This window comes from Blastopirellula sp. J2-11 (assembly GCF_024584705.1).
Classification (GTDB): domain Bacteria; phylum Planctomycetota; class Planctomycetia; order Pirellulales; family Pirellulaceae; genus Blastopirellula.
In genome coordinates this window covers 4,873,728-4,890,077 of record NZ_CP097384.1, presented here as the reverse complement: position 1 = coordinate 4,890,077, position 16,350 = coordinate 4,873,728, and the positions used below count along the sequence as shown (strand labels likewise).

Here is a 16,350-nt window from a genome sequence, read left to right as displayed (position 1 = left end):
TAACTTTCCTTTCCAGCGATTATTCGTCTTCAGATTCGGCGTTGCGATCGAGTAAATCGGCTCGCCGCCGCTTTGTTCGTTTGATGCTCTCTTGTTTTCGCCAGGCGGCGATTTGGGCGTGGTCGCCGCTAAGCAGGACATCGGGCGCCGCGAGTCCGCGGTAAACGCGTGGTCGCGTGTATTGCGGGAACTCTAGCAGCCGATTGCCCGAGCTAAAACTATCGTCGACGCTGCTCGTCTCGTCTCCCAGTACGCCTGGGATGAGCCGGATCACCGCGTCGATGATCGCCATCGCCGCGACTTCGCCCCCGTTGAGGACATAGTCGCCGATCGAGATCTCCTCGGGCTGGAGGAGATCGCTCACACGTTGGTCAAACCCTTCGTAGCGTCCGCACAATAGCAGCAGACGCGGCTCCAGGCTCAACTCTTCGACCAGCGGCTGATCAAGCCGGCGACCTTGCGGGGTCAGCATGATCAAGCGACCGGGCTGGCTTTTTTCTTGCTGAACCGCTTCGACGCACTCGACGACGGGTTCCGCTCGAATCACCATTCCCGCGCCGCCGCCAAAAGGTCGGTCATCGACGCGGTTGTGCTTATCGTTGGCCCACTTGCGCATATCATGCGAATGGACCTCGACCAGGTCTCCTGCGATCGCCTTCGCGAGAAGGCTTTGCCCCAAATAGCTGGAGAAGATCTCAGGAAACAAAGTCAGGACGTCAAAACGCATGGCGAATTACTCGCCGCCTTCTACCTTGGCCGCTTCTTCGGCGGGAGCTTCGGCAGCCGGAGCTTCAGCGGCGGCTTCCGCCGTTTCGCCTTCCGCAGCGGGCGCTTCTTCCGCAGGCGGGGCTTCCGGCGCCTTCTCGGCGATTTCGACCTTTTGCGGCACGAACTTGGTCGTGACCTGCATCTTTTCGATGGCTGAGTTTTGCGCGTCCAAGTGGGTGCCGCCGGTGCCGTACTTGCGAAGCAAGACTGCGACCTTCGGCGAGGCTTGGGCGCCAACGCCCAACCAATAATCAACGCGTTCGCGCTTCAAAGAGACGCGAGCGTCCTTTTCCGGCACGAACGGATCATAGGTGCCTAGATACTCGATCGCCTTGCCATCACGCGGCGAACGAGAATCCATGGCGCAGATCCGGTAAAACGGGCGGTGGGTTCGACCCATCCGCTTCATGCGAATTCGTACTGCCACGAACGATTACTCCTGTGCAATTGCGAATTGATTCAAATGTATTCGAAAATGAATTGTTCGAAAACGACGTCTAGCGTTTTTTACGTTTACGGAGCGCCTTGTCACGCACTTTTTTCTGCGCGAGCCGCTCTTTGGTGCTAAGGCGTTTGCCCGTACCAACTTTGTTCTTCTTCATCTTGCCGGTCGCATCGACCAGGTCGCCTCGCTGCATCTTGCCGATTAACTCGGACGGCGACGCACCCTTCATCATCGACGACATTGCGTCGAACTGTTTCAGGAGTTCGTTCACCTCTTGCGGCGAGGTCCCCGAACCGACGGCGATACGTTGCCGACGAGCCGGAGTAATGACTTTGGGAGTGCGACGTTCTTCGCGAGTCATCGAGTCGATGATCCCCCGCAAACGACGCATGTCTTTCTCATGATCGGCGTTCTGCAGCATGCCGGCCATTTCGCCCATTCCCGGCATCATGCCGAGCATCTTTTTCATCAGGCCGGGCCGCATGATTTGTTCGAGTTGGCGTTTGAAGTCGTCGAGCGTGAAGTTGCCCGCTTCGAGCGCCTTCTGCGCCTTCATCGCCTCGTCTTGGTCGAACTCGCGCTGCGCCATTTCGACCATCGAGAGGACGTCGCCCATCCCGAGGATTCGTCCCGCCATGCGGTCGGCGTAGAACGGCTCAAGACCGTCCATGTGTTCGCTGATGCCGATAAACTTGATCGGCACGCCGGTGACATGCTTGACCGACAAGAGAGCGCCGCCGCGAGCATCGCCATCCAGCTTGGTCATGATTACGCCGTCCAACTCCAACGCGTCGTTAAACGCTTTGGCGCTGTTGACCGCGTCTTGACCGGTCATGCCGTCGACAACCAGGAAGCACTGATCCGGACCAATCTTGCGATCGATCGTCTTCAGCTGCTCCATCAACTCTTCGTCGATCGCCAAGCGGCCGGCGGTATCGAGGATGACGACGTTGATGCCGTTTTCGCGGGCAAATTTAACCGCGTTCTGGCAGACCGCAATCGGATCAGACGCGTTCTCTTCGCTGTAAACTTTGGCGCCGACGCTTTCGCCGACAACGTGCAATTGCTGCACAGCGGCCGGACGCTGCAAGTCGGCCGCGACCAGTAAGGCTTTCTTACCTTCAGTACTGATCAAGCGAGCCAGCTTGCCGCAGGTGGTCGTTTTGCCGGCGCCCTGCAAGCCGCACATCATGAGGACGGTGACGTCTTTCTCAAGATGCAGCGAGGGATCAACCGGACCCAGCAACTGGATCAACTGTTCGTGGACGACGCCGACGAGCTGTTGATCGGGATTGAGCGATTTGAGGACCTTTTGACCCATCGCCTCTTCGGAGACGCGAGCCATGAAGTCTTGGACGACCGGATAGGCGACGTCCGCTTCGATCATCGCCTCTTCGACCATCTGCAGGCCGTCGCGCATATTCGCTTCGGTCAGCTTTCCCTTGCCACGCAATGATTTTAGCGCAGATCGGAGATTGTCTTGAAGCGAAGCGAACATCAAATACGACCAGGGACCAATAGCAGACTTATGGGCGACTCTTCCGCTCCCCAGAATACAAGGGCGGATTGAGACGAAACGCGTATCTTAGCAAAGCTGCGCCCGGTTTGTAAATTGGTCCCCTAAATGAATTTGGGCGCTAACGACATGCAAAGAGCCATCGGCCGGGAGATTGGTCCCGGCCGATGGCTCGAAGGGCAGCTTTGTGGGTTAAATCTTTACGCCACAGCGGTTTACAGTCCAAGTTCGGGCTTCGTGACCAAGGTCACGGATGACTGGCCGCCTGAGGGAACGATTTCCAGGGGAACGCTCCAGCGGACTTCCGCGGTTTTGCAGAGGCCATCGACTCCTTCTTCGCAATAGTAGTACCGCAGCGACAGTTTCACGGTCGATTTCCCTTCGCCGGTTACCGGCGCCGCGATCGAAAACTGCGGCTTGGGCTCAGTCAGAGTGACCAATTCGACCTCGGCAGGGGTTGGGACCGGCCCGGTCGATTCCCCTTCCAGGTAATAACTAGTCGGAGCCAACGCGTTAATTTTCCAGCCGGGGGGGAGCTGAATATCAACATTCAGATTTACCTGACTGTCAGTCGCGGTCACTTTGGTCGGCGGCAGGACGATTTCTTTGGCCGAGGAAAAATTGGGAGCTTGCTTCACCTTGGGGGGGGAAGGGGGAGTCAGTCCGTCAATCGTCAGCGTTTTGACCTGGCCACTTTTCAGGTCGATCGTCCGAATCAAGTGATTGTTGGTGTCGGCGACGTACAGCTTGCCGTCGGCATAGCTCAGCCCGGCCGGCTCGTCAAAGGTTGGTTTACTGTCGTCGGCGCCATGTTCACCGGTTCCGGCGATGGTGCGGACTTCGCCCGTTTTGGCGTCAGCGACCCGGATTTTGCTGTTATAGGTGTCTGCGATATAGATCTGACCGTCGACATAGCAGACGCCCAGCGCGTGTTGCAGGCGAGCTTCGGTCGCCGAGCCATCCTTGTCGCCGAAGTCAAACAGCCGTCCCGAAGCAAGGTGCGCCGACCCGGTGACAGTACGAACTTTTCCCTGGGGATCGAACGGAACCGCTCGAATCGAGCTCCCTTCGCTATCGGCGACGTACAGCCAGGTTCCGTCCGAGGTCAGACCAGACGGTTGGGCGAACGACGAAAAGCCTTGTTCGTAGGGAACCGGGGGAAGCAGCGGGCCATCGACGATGTCTTCGCGACCGTTGCCGGCGTACGGACCAATCTCCGATCCGTCGAGTTTCATCTTCCAGATCTGATGGGGACCAGCCATCGCGATGTAGAGATCGTCTCCCTTGACCCACAAGGCCCACGGGCTGTTGAGCGCGGTCTCGAGCGGTTTGCCCACAAAGCGGTCGGGCACTTGCGATCGCAGCAAACCGCTTGCGGGGATGCCGGGCCACGAGTTGCGCCCTTGTTCTCCTTTGCCGGCAATCGTGGTGACTTGCTTGGTTTTCAAGTCGACCTTGCGGAGCATGTGGTTTTCAGTGTCGGCGACATAGAGGGTATCGCCGTCGAGCGCCATTCCTTGCAGGTGATGGAAGCTGGCGGTTGCGTAGTCGCCGTCGGTCGTGCCGATCGCTCCATTGCCGATCGTCTCGATCAGCTTGCCGTCGAGCCCGGCGATGACGATCCGATTGTGATTGCTGTCCGCGATGAACAAGCGGCCTGACTTTTCGTCGGCCAGCACTTTGCCAGGAAAGCGAAGCGGCGTCGGTTCTTGGCTGTAGGCGAGCAATTCAAATCGAATCGGGGTCCGATCGAGCGTCCCTTGTTGTTCGTAGTACGGAATCGCGCGATTTAAGACCGCCGCGATTTCCTTCGCTTCAAATTCGCCGCTCTTGCCGAAGACGACGTTGCCTTCGGGATCAAGCAGATACATGGTTGGCCAACTACGGACAAAGAACGAATTCCAGATGCGGTGTTGGTCGTCATTGACGACGGGATGTTCGATTTCGTAACGCAAGATCGCTTCGGCGATGTTCTTGGCGTCGGCTTCATTTTCAAACTTGGCCGAGTGAACGCCGATCACCACCAGTTCGTTGGGGAATTCGTGTTCCAGCTTTTTGAGTTCTGGCAGAATGTGAATGCAATTGATGCAGCAATAGGTCCAGAAATCGAGCAACACAAACTTCCCCCGCAGGTCGCGCAAACGAACCGGCCCCGAGGTGTTCATCCACTCCATGTCAGTCGGAAACTCAGGCGCTGGAATTCGGCGCGGGAATGGTTCCGGAATTTTTGCCACGGCTTCACCCTCGGCAGGAGGAGCTTTTTCTGCAGGTGCAACATCGGTCTGTTCTGCTGCCTTGCGTCCCTCTTCTGCAGCTGCGACAACCGCCGGTTGGCTAGGGCCGCATCCGGTGGAGGAGAGAAGAGCAACTATCAACAAACAGATGCAGAGATTTTGATTCGTTTGCATCATGCACCTCAAATTTGTGGCGAAAGGGGGGATTAAAAGGGTGGGACTACTAGGGGAGCTATTTTTCATCTTAGCGAATTGCTGGCGCCGACCTAGAGAAAATCGGAAAGATGGTACGGTCATGGTAAGTATCGCAGCTGCTTCGGTGGAGTGAATTACGTAACAAATACCTGAATAGCGCAGCATCTACGAATGTCGTTGATTTGGGTGGAAATTTGTAGCGGTCCTACCGATTATTCCTAAGTGCAGCCGATTGTTTGTCGGCCGTATCGCGTTATGTTCAAATAGAAACGGGTCGATTCGCCGGTTTATCCCTGCCCCAAGTGGAACGAATCGGCTTCCCGCCTCGAAAAATTTGCTAAGGAGCCAAGCTCGTGTCTCGATCAGCAATCTTGTCGTTGGCATTTTGTTTGATGCTTGCTAGCGTCGCTTCGGCTCAAGACTGGGCTCGGAAAATGTTTAACGTCACGTCGCATGACTTCGGTACCGTCGCCCGCGGCGCCGACGCGATTTATGAGTTCGATCTGCAGAACATCTACGAAGAAGACGTGCACGTCACCGCCGTACGTTCCAGCTGTGGTTGCACTACCCCGTCGATCAAAAGCAATGACTTGAAGACGTGGGAAAAAGGGGCGATCGTCTGCAAGTTCAATACCGACAGCTTCCTCGGCGAAAAAAGCGCCACCGTTACGGTGACGATTGACAAGCCGTATTACGCCGAAGTCCAGCTCAACGTCCGTGGTCATATTCGCGGCGATGTCGTCTTCCAGCCAGGCGCCGTGAAGCTTGGATCGGTCGATCAAGGCGAGCCCGCTTCGGCCAAAGTGAACGTCGCTTATGCAGGCGGCAGCAACTGGCAAATCCTTGACGTGCGGAGCGATAACCCGCATTTGTCGGTCGAAATGTCAGAACCGAAACGTGCTGCAGGCCGGATCGCTTACGATCTGACGGTGAAGCTCAAAGACGACGCACCGGTCGGCTACATTCAAGACCATCTGACTTTGGTCACCAACGACGGGCGAAACCCGAATATCACGTTGCCGGTCGAAGGCAAAATTGCTCCAGCCGTGACCGTCAGCCCGGCCGCTTTGGCGCTAGGTGAACTCTCGCAGGGAGAATCGGTCGAGAAGAAGTTGATTGTGCGGGCCAAGAAGCCGTTCAAAATCACGTCGATCAAGTGCGACAACAAGTTGTTTCAATTCGCTCAGCCCTCGGACGAAGCGAAGTTGCTCCACTTTATCCCGATCACCTACACCGCCGGCGGCAAGTCGGGCAATCAGATGCAAAAGATTGTGATCGAAACGGACATCGCGGGTGGAGCCTCCGGCGAAACGGTAGCGACGGTCAACGTGAAAGACGCAGAGGTTACCGTCAACGAGTAACATCACTCGCGACATTGAATTTCAAAAAGGCGCCCCTCAAAGGGCGCCTTTTTTTCTTCATGGCCCGAAGCGCGAGCTTTGAGGTTGCGCTATTTTCCAAACTACGCCCGGTTGGCCGCGATAGCTCCGCTATCGGGGCGGCGCAGCCGTAAGAGGCATTGGTTCCTGGTAAGCAGTTCGAGGCCATTTCGCCATTTCAAACGGCGCGGCAACCACCGCTGTCAGGTCCGACCACGGCTCGCTGCCTCTTACCGACTTCGTCGGCCCCGATAGCGGAGCTATCGCGGCCAACCGGGAAAGAACGCAACGTCAAAAAGCGCCAGCGAGGGAAAAGCGGCAAGCTGTTTCGCGCCATGTTTGCACCGCCGTAATGCATGTCGACGTTAGCCGCGGTTTCTTGCCTCCGATTTTCCGTCGAAAGTCCGTTCCTGTCAGAAACTGCGGCTAACGCCGTGCGGCTGATTTTGGGAGAGATACGTCCTCTCCCGTCGATCGGCAGGTCCAACTAGATCGGCAGGCGCGACACGTCGGGGTAATCAGCACGATCGCGAAAATACGATTCGACTTTAGACATAATCGCCAGCAGTTGGTCCTCGCGCCAGGGGCGCGCGGCGACTTGCAGCCCGACAGGTAGACCGCGACTTGCGAACTCGACACGTTGGGCGCTGCGCTCCACAGGATCGGAAAGATCGGTGCGATCAGAGAGTTCGTTATCACCAACTTGCGAACAGGTGACAACGCCGCACGGAACGCCCAGTAGATTAAATAGCAGTGCGTAGCTGGCCGACGGCAATAGTTCGACCGCCATGCCGTGCAGGAACGCCGGCAGCGCATGCGGCGGCGTGATGACGGCGTCGATGTTGGCGTCATCCCACGATTGTTGGATGGATGCGACAAATTCAAGCGAAGCGGCGGTCGCTTTCCAGAGCGATTTCGACGAACGTGGCCCGGCCGCGACAAACAAGTCGGCCAGCTTCTTTTCTCCCCGCATCCGCAGCATTGCGGCCATCAGCGGGCGAATCCAACGGGGCGTTTTGGCCAGTCGCACAATTCTCGCGACCTCCGCATCTTGTTTGCTTCCTTTCAGGAGTTGGCGAAAGTCGTTGCCTCCATCGGCGCTGACCATCGCGAAGTAGTGCTGCAGCGCCGCCGGCACATTGGGCGGCGGTAGTTCGATCACTTCAGCGCCGCACTCTCGCAGCGCAGTGACCGACTCGCGAACAACGCGACGAATCGCCGGCGCCGCTTGAAAGTAGCCGTCGTCCTCCCAGTAGCCGATTCGAAGCTGGGTGAAATCGACCTCGCTGCTGGGAGCCAAAGCCGCGCGGCCGACATCCCCGTTTCTCCAGCCATATTCGGGGGACGAAAGGACGCGCAACGCAAGTTCCAGATCTTCAACGTGCCGCGCGAGCGGGCCTGTCTGATACTCGACTCCTTGCATGCCGCGTAAGTTGGCGAAAGCGCCGACGCGCGCCAGTCGGCGGTTGGTCGGCTTGATTCCGTGGACGCCGCAGAAGTGCGCCGGCAAGCGAATACTGCCGCCGAGATCGCTTCCCAGACCGAGTGGAGAACCGCCGGCCGCGATGATCGCCGCTTCACCACCGCTCGAACCGCCGACGCCGTGCTCCAAGCTCCAGGGATTGTTCGTGCGTCCATAGACCGGATTATCGGTCTCATGCAGGATCATCAGTTGCGGCACATTGGTGACGCCCAGCGGGATCGCGCCGGCGCTGCGCAATTGTTGGACGTGCGGCCCATCTTGTTGCGAGATCGATTGCTTGTGCGTCAGGCCAATCGTCGCCGGAGCGCCTTGCACGTAATAGCATTCCTTGATGGTGATCGGCACGCCATGCAGCAGACCAGGTTCGCTGGGGCGTCTGGCGTTGTCGAACGCTTGTGCGGTTTTCCGTGCGGCGTCAAGCAGCGAATAGACGATGGCGTTGATCTGCGGATTGACCTTTTCGATCCGCTGGGCATGTTGCTCGACCACTTCGGTAACAGAGAAGTCTCCAGCGACGACGCCTGCGGCGATTTGCGTCGCGCTTTTCCGCCACAGCAGAGGAGAGTGAAGCGGAGCGTCCATAGGGCGAAAACTCGAGAAAAACAACAAGGTCGGGATCGTCGGTTCGCTGTATGATAGACGATGTCCTCTCCTCGCGTCCTGCCTATGATCCTCCGCACGCTCATCTTGTTCTTTCTCTTGCTCACGCTGCAGCGCAGCGCGGCCGCCGATGATTTTCTCGCGGATGTGCCGCTGGGTCTCGATTGGGTGCGTGTGCCGCCTGACAATCCGATCACGCCGGACAAGGTAGAGTTGGGGCGGCGATTGTTTTTCGACCCGCAGCTCTCGCGGGATCGCTCGATCAGCTGCTCTTCATGTCACGATCCGGAGCATGGCTGGTCGATCGCAACTCCGCTCGCCCTGGGAGTTGCAGGTCGGCTGGGAGAACGCAATCCGCCGTCGATTATCAACACCGGCTTGCAGCACTCGTTGTTTTGGGATGGTCGGGCGAAAACGCTGGAAGATCAAGCGCTCGAGCCGATTCAAAATCGGGTCGAGATGGACATGGACCTCATGGACTTGGAGAAGCGCCTCGCGGCCGATTCAACCTATGCGGCGCAGTTTCAGGCTGCTTTTGCAGGACCCGTGACGGCGCAGCGCATCGCCCAGGCGATCGCCGCTTTTGAGCGAACATTGTTGGCGGCCGAGACCCCGTATGATTTGTTCCGCAACGGGCGAGCGACCGCGATGGATGACCAAATGTCGCGCGGATCGAGCGTTTTTTTCTCCCGCGCGAATTGCGGCGACTGTCATATCGCCAAAGTGCTGACCGATCATCAGTTGCACGATACCGGCATAGGAGCGGAGCCCCAAAGGATCCGCACTCCCATGCTGAGAGATCTAGAGCGAACGGCTCCTTATATGCACGATGGAAGTATAGCGACCCTAAAGGATGTCGTGGAATATTACGATCGCGGCGGAAATCAGCGCGCCGGACTCGATGTTCGCATGCGACCTCTGAAGTTGACCCGCGAGGAGAAAGCGGACCTGCTCTATTTCCTGCGAGCAGGGCTTCGCAGTCGAACCTATCCCAACGGGGAGTCGGCGCCTGGGATAGATTTGCCGCCAAACTCGCCGTAAAAAGAGAAATTGTCGCGAGAGCGTGAAGCTTTGGCGGAATCTGGGCAATTTAGCCGGAATCGTTTTCCGCCGTTACGAATCTTCGCTACAATACCGAGCGGAATTTGAACGTAAATCTTTGCTAGTATTGGGTCTCCGCTAGAGCGGAGCGTCGTCATGCAGCCAGACGACATGGCCGTAACAGACTTAACCACCAGTCAGTCGGTGGTGGTCTATCCTACCTACGGTTACCCGTCTGCCGACGGCAGACGCTGGGTTGTGGAAGTTCATGGCTGTATCTTTGAAAAGGTCCCCGACAATCTGCCGCGGTGGATCATGTTGCGTCTATTGGCGCGGTTGATGGATGCGACCCCAGAAGATCTGCAAACCGAGATCTTTCAGCAGCGGATTTTGGGTTTTACCGTCTACAAGCATCGCGGCAAGCAGATTGTCGTCGAGATCGGCCAGCGGCGCTATCGATTGCGAGAGCGTTCCGGCAAAAATGGGCAGTTTCGCGGCAAAATTGAGATCGATCGCGAAGAAGTCGAGTCGTATCTCGAAGCAAGCGCTGTCGGTGACTTTCTGCCGTTTCAATTGGTGATTGACGCCGAAGATGAGCGATCGTTTCCGGCTCGGATCCAACTGCTGGAACATGCCGGAATGTCGATTATTTCTGATATCGACGACACCGTAAAACATACCGACGTTGCGACCCGCAAAGCGATGCTGGCCAATACGTTCTTGCGAGAGTTTACGACGGTGCCGGGGGTTACTGAACTGTTCAAAGCCTGGGAAGGGCAGGGCGCTGCGTTTCATTACGTGACCTCTTCGCCGTGGCAGCTTTTTTCGCCGCTGGCCGAGCTGTTTCTGTCCGAAGGTTTGCCGGGCGGGACATTTCATATGAAATCGATTCGCTTTCGCGATCCCAGCGTTTTGCGGCTATTTATCGCCCGGCGGTGGGGGAAGCGGAAAGCGATCAAGCACATTTTGCAGACTTTTCCGAGCCGCAAGTTTGTCCTGGTCGGCGATTCAGGCGAAAAAGATCCGGAAACCTACGGCGTAATCGCCCGCAAATTCCCGCAGCAGGTCGAGCGGATCTATATCCGCGATTTAAGCGGCAAAAACTCGCATCCGGCGCGATATGCCCGAGCATTTCACAGCCTGCCGGACAAATCATGGCAAGTCTTCCGAGAGCCGTGCGAGATCGTCGATCGGCTCCTTTCTACTCCCGAGTTGCCGCAGATCTCCAGCCGCTTTGGGTGAAGTCGACAAAAAGGGCGTCGAGCCTCTTGCCAGGGTGAAGTCTTTGTGGCACGATATGCGGTTTATCTGTGGGCCCGCCGTCAGGCCAGGAGAACTCCGAGTTCCCGTCCGCAGTGAACCGAATTTACCTTCCGATCGCCTTGCGTGGTCGTTGTCGAACCGCTATCAGGAGTAGTTGATGGGCCATTATACAGGTCCTAAGGCCAGGATTAATCGTCGCTTGGGCGGCGTGATCTACGAGAACCGTGGCGCGATCAAAGGTTATGATCGACGTGCGACTCCGCCTGGCATGCATACCCGTCCCCGTCGCCCGTCCAACTACGGCGCTGCGTTGATGGAAAAGCAGAAGATCAAACATTATTACGGCCTGGGCGAACGCCAGTTGCGTCGTTACTTCGAAATGGCGAAGCATATGAAGGGGAACACCGGCGAACAGCTGTTGGTCCTGTGCGAACGTCGTCTTGATAACGTCGTCCGTCGCTCCGGCATGGCTTTGACCCGCCCGCAAGCTCGCCAAGGGATCGTGCATGGTCACTTCCTGGTGAACGGCGCGAAGGTCGACAAGCCGTCGTTCCAGATGCGTCCCGGCGACGTCGTGAGCGTCCGTAATCGCGAGAAGCTGCAGATTCTCTATCGCAGCATTCTGGGCGAAAACGGCAGCCAAGTCGCTGAGTTCGTATCCTCGGATCAGGAAACGTTGTCGGCTTCGTTCGACTCGATTCCGACGGCCGGAGACGTCAGCCTGCCGGTAGACGTCAACATGGTGGTCGAATTTATGTCGCGCTAACCGCGACGACTTATTCGCCAAGTCATTACGAGCTTTCCAGGGATTTTTAGGTGTGACCCACATCGAAGAATCCCTTTTTTTATGTCCCAGCAATCGAGCCATCGTCTCGATCGTTAGACAAGCGCTGAAAGAACCGACATGAGCCACACGCAGCTTGCTGTTTTGGGGGGTGGTCCCGGCGGATACGCCGCCGCCTTTCTCGCCGCCGACCATGGTATGGAAGTCACCTTGATCGAACAGGAGCCGAAGCTCGGCGGGACCTGTTTGCTGCGAGGTTGTATTCCCTCGAAGGCCCTGCTTCACGTCGCCAAAGTGATCGACGAAACCTACGACCTGCATGACGAATGGGGGGTCTCTTTTGGGGCTCCGCAGATAGATCTCGATAAACTGCGCGCCCGCAAAAACAAGGTGATCGACTCGATGTCGGGCGGTCTCAAGCAGCTCGCCAAGCGGCGTAACGTCACCATCATTCAAGCTCGCGGCACGTTTCTCGATAGCGGCACGCTGGAATTGACCGGCGACAGCCCTTCGATTCCGGAAGGGGGCAAGCTGACCTTCGATCATTGCGTGATCGCCACCGGTTCGGTCGCCGCCGTGCCGCCGGCATTCCAGGTTGACTCGGATCGCGTGATGGATTCAACCGGCGCGCTGGAGCTGAAAGAAGTCCCCGAAACGATGCTGGTCATCGGCGGCGGCTATATCGGTCTCGAAATGGGAAGCGTCTACGCGCAGTTGGGCACCCAAGTCAGCGTGGTTGAATTGACCGACGGCCTGCTGCCGGGCGCCGATCGCAACCTGGTTAAGCCGCTGCAGAAGCGGATCGAAGGCTTGTTTGAAGGTCGTTTGCACCTGAACACCAAGGTTGGTTCGATCGGCATTCGCGGCGACAAAGTGGAAGTCGCGTTTGAAGGCCCAGCCAAGTTTGGGACCGAACAGTACGATCGCGTGCTGGTTTCGATCGGACGTTGGCCGAACACCAAGGGAATCGGCCTCGAAAACACCAAGGTCGTCGTCAACAAGCGAGGCTTTATCGAAGTCGACAGCCAGCTGAAGACTGGCGACCCGAAATTGTTGGCGATCGGCGACGTGACCGGTGATCCAATGCTGGCCCACAAAGCGACGCACGAGGGCCGTACTGCGATCGAAGCGTTGCTTGGTCATCCGGTCGAATTCAAGCCGGCGGCTATTCCGGCGGTGATTTTCACGGATCCGGAGATCGCCTGGGCCGGTTTGATGGAAGAAGCGGCGAAAAAAGAGGGGCGCGAAGTCGAAGTCGTGATGTACCCGTGGGCCGCTAGTGGTCGCGCCCAATCGCTGGGTCGCTCGGACGGGATGACGAAATGGATCGTCGATCCGACTACCAAGGTGGTCTTGGGTTGCGGTATTGTCGGCCCCGGCGCTGGCGAATTGATCGGCGAAGCGGTCCTGGCAATTGAAATGCGAGCCGAAGTGGGCGACATCGCTTCTGCGATCCACCCCCACCCGACGCTCAGCGAAACTGTCATGAATGCTGCCGAAGTCTTTTTCGGAACGGCGACCGAGATTTACAAGCCGAAGAGATAGGCGACGTAAGTTGTTACGTCGTATCGGATTAACGGGGGCTCCCGATTTCTCGGCGGAGCCCTTTTCTGCGAAGGCGTTCTGGCGGAGAATACCGGAACGTCTGATTGTGTGGATTGTGCCGCTGGCGCAAGCGGGGGTTACCGCCACCGTCTAGCGTCCAAATTGAAGTGCGGCCTATACTTAGTGACTCATTCGGGGACGGATGTTGATGATGTCTGTCCCGACTTCGACTGCTGGATCCGATTTACCGCCATCCAAGAAGATGCCGGCGGTCGCGGCGCCCAAAGTTGGCGCCTCCGCAGTTTCCATGTGCTAGCGAGGAAAATTTAATGGCAGAAGCCAAGTTGATGCCCGCCGAAGAAAACATTTTGCGACATAACCCGGCGGCTCACTCGCAAGATATCGATCCGAACGAGACCAAAGAATGGCTCGACTCGCTCGACTACATCATTGAGAGCAAAGGGGGCGAACGGGTTCGCTATCTTCTCTCAGCGCTTGAGAACCGCGCTCACTCGCGTGGCGTCGATTTGCCCTTTGCGGCGAATACGCCGTACATCAATACGATTCATGTGAATCAGCAGCCTGCTTACCCAGGCAACCGCGAATTTGAACGCCGCATCAAGAGCGTCATTCGTTGGAACGCCATGGCGATGGTGACTCGCGCCAATCGTGACTTTAGCGGTCTCGGCGGTCACATCTCCAGCTACGCATCGGCCGCGACGTTGTACGAGGTCGCGTTCAATCACTTCTTCCGCGGTCGCAGCAGCGGCTACGAAGGGGATCAAGTTTACTTCCAGGGTCACGCTTCGCCGGGCATCTATGCCCGCGCCTTTGTCGAAGGTCGCTTGAGCGAAAAGAACCTGGAGAACTTCCGTCGCGAACTGCAGGACGAAAAAGGCCTTTCGTCCTATCCGCACCCGTGGTTGATGCCCGACTTCTGGGAATTCCCGACGGTGTCGATGGGCTTGGGACCGATCTGCTCGATTTACCAGGCTCGCTTCAACCGCTACATGCAAGATCGCGGCATCAAGAAGACCGACGGCACGCGCGTTTGGGCCTTCCTGGGTGACGGCGAATGCGATGAGCCCGAGACGTTGGGTGCGATCAGCCTGGCGGCTCGCGAAGGCTTGAACAATCTGACCTGGGTCATCAACTGCAATTTGCAGCGGTTGGATGGTCCGGTCCGAGGTAACGGCAAGATCATTCAAGAGCTGGAAGCGGTCTTCCGCGGCGCCGGCTGGAACGTGGTCAAAGTTATCTGGGGAAGCGACTGGGATCCGTTGCTCGAAGCCGATCAATCGGGTTTGCTGCTCAAGCGGATGGAAGAAGTGGTCGACGGCCAGTACCAAAAATACGTCGTCATGCCGGGCTCCTACATTCGCGAGCACTTCTTCGGCAAGTATCCAGAACTGCTCGAGCTGGTGAAAAACTACTCCGACGAACGTCTGGAGAAAATGGTTCGCGGCGGTCATGATCCCGAAAAGGTCTACTCCGCTTACAAAGCGGCGGTCGAATGCACTTCGAAACCGACCGTCATTTTGGCCAAAACGGTCAAGGGTTACGGCCTGGGCGAAGCGGGCGAAGGCCGCAACGTCACCCACAACCAGAAGAAGCTGAACGAGAAAGAACTCGCCGAGTTCCGTACCCGTTTCAGCATTCCGATCTCGGACGAAGAGGTGGTGAAAGCCCCGTTCTATCGTCCGCCGGAGGGAAGCGCCGAAATGAAATACCTGGTCAAGCGCCGCGAAGCGCTGGGCGGGTTCATGCCGACGCGTCCGACGACTTGCCCTACGATGGAAGTTCCGTCGCTGGACGACTACCAAGAGTTTCTCGGCGATAGCGGCGGCAAAGAGCTGTCGACGACGATGGGCTTTGTCCGTCTGCTCAGCAAGTTGGTCAAAGACAAAAACATTGGCAAGAACATCGTGCCGATCGTCCCAGATGAATCGCGCACCTTCGGTATGGAAGGGATGTTCCGCCAGATCGGTATTTACGCCCACGGCGGCCAATTGTACGAACCGGTCGACTCCGATCAGTTGATGTTCTACAAGGAAGCCAAAGATGGCCAGATTCTGGAAGAAGGAATCACCGAAGCAGGCTCGATGTCATCGTTCATCGCGGCGGGCAATTCGTATTGTCAGCACGGTATCAACATGGTGCCGTTCTTCATCTACTACTCGATGTTCGGCTTCCAACGTGTCGGCGACCTGATTTGGGCCGCCGCCGATACTCGCGCCAAGGGCTTCATGCTCGGCGGCACCGCGGGACGAACCACGTTGAACGGCGAAGGTTTGCAGCATCAAGATGGCCACAGCCACTTGAATGCGATCGCGTTTCCGACGGTCCGCTCATTTGACCCGGCGTTCGCCTACGAAACGACCGTGTTGATCTTTGACGGCATGAAAAAGATGTATGTCGACGGCGAAACCGCGATCTACTACATCACCATCGGCAACGAAAACTACGCGATGCCGGCGATGCCGGAAGGCGCCGAAGAAGGCATTGTTCGCGGCATCTACAAGTTCAACTCGCTTGATGCGAGCAAAGGCAAGACCCGCGTGCAGTTGTTCGGCAGCGGACCAATCCTGCGTTGCGTCCTCGACGCTCAGCAGATCCTGGCCGACAAATACAACATCTCCAGCGACGTCTGGAGCGTCACCAGCTATACCGAACTGCGTCGCGACGCCCACGCTTGCCAACGCTGGAACATGCTTCACCCGTTGGAAACGCCGCGTAAGTCGTACCTGGAAGAAGTGATGGAAGGGGTCCAAGGCCCGTTCATCGCGTCCAGCGACAACGTGCGAGCTTTGCCCGAACAGATTCGTGATTACCTGCCGGGCTCGATGTTGGTGCTTGGCACCGACGGCATGGGGCGCAGCGAAACGCGTGAAGCGCTTCGCCGTCACTTCGAGATCGACTCGGCCTCGGTGGTGATCGCCACTTTGTACCAATTGTTTCGCGAAGGGAAAGTCGACGCCAAGAAGGTCGCCAAAGCGATCAAAGACCTCGACTACAATCCCGAAAAGGTCGATCCCTACTTTGCGTAGGCGACCCTCGCGCACTCCTTATAAATCGATATCGACTCCGCCGGAGCAGC

Annotated in this window: 12 protein-coding genes; 6 read left to right on the top strand and 6 right to left on the bottom strand. The window is 57.4% G+C overall.

The genetic code is table 11. From position 1 onward, the window contains the following. Positions 1 to 19: 19 nt before the first annotated feature. The 4 genes from trmD to M4951_RS19235 all read right to left on the bottom strand — a co-directional run bounded on the left by trmD (position 20) and on the right by M4951_RS19235 (position 4,963). Positions 20 to 727 (bottom strand): tRNA (guanosine(37)-N1)-methyltransferase TrmD, encoded by a 708-nt coding sequence (trmD, locus tag M4951_RS19250; protein WP_262023256.1) that lies wholly within the window; start codon positions 725 to 727, stop codon positions 20 to 22. A gap of 6 nt (positions 728 to 733) precedes the next feature. Further along, on the bottom strand, positions 734 to 1,129 hold the full coding sequence (rpsP, locus tag M4951_RS19245; RefSeq protein WP_410050404.1) for a 30S ribosomal protein S16: 396 nt from the start codon (positions 1,127 to 1,129) through the stop codon (positions 734 to 736). A gap of 136 nt (positions 1,130 to 1,265) precedes the next feature. Continuing rightward, entirely contained in the window at positions 1,266 to 2,711 is a 1,446-nt protein-coding gene (gene ffh / locus M4951_RS19240) for a signal recognition particle protein (protein ID WP_262023254.1), read from the bottom strand. A gap of 233 nt (positions 2,712 to 2,944) precedes the next feature. Continuing rightward, positions 2,945 to 4,963 (bottom strand): thioredoxin-like domain-containing protein, encoded by a 2,019-nt coding sequence (locus M4951_RS19235; protein ID WP_262023253.1) that lies wholly within the window; start codon positions 4,961 to 4,963, stop codon positions 2,945 to 2,947. Positions 4,964 to 5,511: 548 nt separating this feature from the next. On the opposite strand from M4951_RS19235, the gene M4951_RS19230 reads away from it, so the two are divergent. Then, a complete protein-coding gene (locus M4951_RS19230; protein ID WP_262023252.1) occupies positions 5,512 to 6,519 on the top strand; it encodes a DUF1573 domain-containing protein in 1,008 nt (335 codons plus the stop codon). Positions 6,520 to 7,024: 505 nt separating this feature from the next. Here M4951_RS19230 and M4951_RS19225 read toward each other — a convergent pair. After that, entirely contained in the window at positions 7,025 to 8,602 is a 1,578-nt protein-coding gene (locus M4951_RS19225) for an amidase (protein ID WP_262023251.1), read from the bottom strand. 60 nt (positions 8,603 to 8,662) lie between these two features. Here M4951_RS19225 and M4951_RS19220 point away from each other — a divergent pair, with 60 nt between their 5' ends. From M4951_RS19220 to lpdA, 4 genes are all read left to right on the top strand, one after another. Then, the gene (locus M4951_RS19220) at positions 8,663 to 9,661 is read left to right on the top strand and encodes a cytochrome-c peroxidase (RefSeq protein WP_262023250.1); all 999 of its coding nucleotides are present in this window, start codon (positions 8,663 to 8,665) and stop codon (positions 9,659 to 9,661) included. A gap of 156 nt (positions 9,662 to 9,817) precedes the next feature. Further along, a complete protein-coding gene (locus M4951_RS19215; RefSeq protein WP_262023249.1) occupies positions 9,818 to 10,903 on the top strand; it encodes a phosphatidate phosphatase App1 family protein in 1,086 nt (361 codons plus the stop codon). A 178-nt stretch (positions 10,904 to 11,081) separates the two neighbouring features. Next, positions 11,082 to 11,690 carry a 30S ribosomal protein S4 gene (gene rpsD / locus M4951_RS19210; protein ID WP_040352943.1) on the top strand — a complete coding sequence of 203 codons (609 nt, stop codon included), beginning with the start codon at positions 11,082 to 11,084 and terminating at the stop codon, positions 11,688 to 11,690. Positions 11,691 to 11,828: 138 nt separating this feature from the next. Beyond that, positions 11,829 to 13,253, top strand: a complete 1,425-nt coding sequence (gene lpdA / locus M4951_RS19205) for a dihydrolipoyl dehydrogenase (RefSeq protein ID WP_262023248.1) — start codon at positions 11,829 to 11,831, stop codon at positions 13,251 to 13,253. A 180-nt stretch (positions 13,254 to 13,433) separates the two neighbouring features. Here lpdA and M4951_RS19200 read toward each other — a convergent pair whose 3' ends face one another. Further along, a complete protein-coding gene (locus tag M4951_RS19200) occupies positions 13,434 to 13,562 on the bottom strand; it encodes a hypothetical protein (protein ID WP_262023247.1) in 129 nt (42 codons plus the stop codon). Positions 13,563 to 13,582: 20 nt separating this feature from the next. Here M4951_RS19200 and aceE point away from each other — a divergent pair, with 20 nt between their 5' ends. After that, entirely contained in the window at positions 13,583 to 16,300 is a 2,718-nt protein-coding gene (gene aceE, locus M4951_RS19195) for a pyruvate dehydrogenase (acetyl-transferring), homodimeric type (protein ID WP_410050403.1), read from the top strand. The last annotated feature ends 50 nt before the right edge of the window (positions 16,301 to 16,350 follow it).

What these genes read in the sequence shown, in the direction of transcription:
- lpdA (WP_262023248.1), top strand. Translation starts at nt 11,829, where the DNA reads ATGAGCCACACGCAGCTTGCTGTTTTGGGGGGTGGTCCCGGCGGATAC.
- rpsP (WP_410050404.1), bottom strand. Translation starts at nt 1,129, where the DNA reads ATGGATTCTCGTTCGCCGCGTGATGGCAAGGCGATCGAGTATCTAGGC.
- M4951_RS19200 (WP_262023247.1), bottom strand. Translation starts at nt 13,562, where the DNA reads ATGGAAACTGCGGAGGCGCCAACTTTGGGCGCCGCGACCGCCGGCATC.
- rpsD (WP_040352943.1), top strand. Translation starts at nt 11,082, where the DNA reads ATGGGCCATTATACAGGTCCTAAGGCCAGGATTAATCGTCGCTTGGGC.
- trmD (WP_262023256.1), bottom strand. Translation starts at nt 727, where the DNA reads ATGCGTTTTGACGTCCTGACTTTGTTTCCTGAGATCTTCTCCAGCTAT.
- aceE (WP_410050403.1), top strand. Translation starts at nt 13,583, where the DNA reads ATGGCAGAAGCCAAGTTGATGCCCGCCGAAGAAAACATTTTGCGACAT.
- M4951_RS19220 (WP_262023250.1), top strand. Translation starts at nt 8,663, where the DNA reads ATGTCCTCTCCTCGCGTCCTGCCTATGATCCTCCGCACGCTCATCTTG.
- ffh (WP_262023254.1), bottom strand. Translation starts at nt 2,711, where the DNA reads ATGTTCGCTTCGCTTCAAGACAATCTCCGATCTGCGCTAAAATCATTG.
- M4951_RS19225 (WP_262023251.1), bottom strand. Translation starts at nt 8,602, where the DNA reads ATGGACGCTCCGCTTCACTCTCCTCTGCTGTGGCGGAAAAGCGCGACG.
- M4951_RS19215 (WP_262023249.1), top strand. Translation starts at nt 9,818, where the DNA reads ATGCAGCCAGACGACATGGCCGTAACAGACTTAACCACCAGTCAGTCG.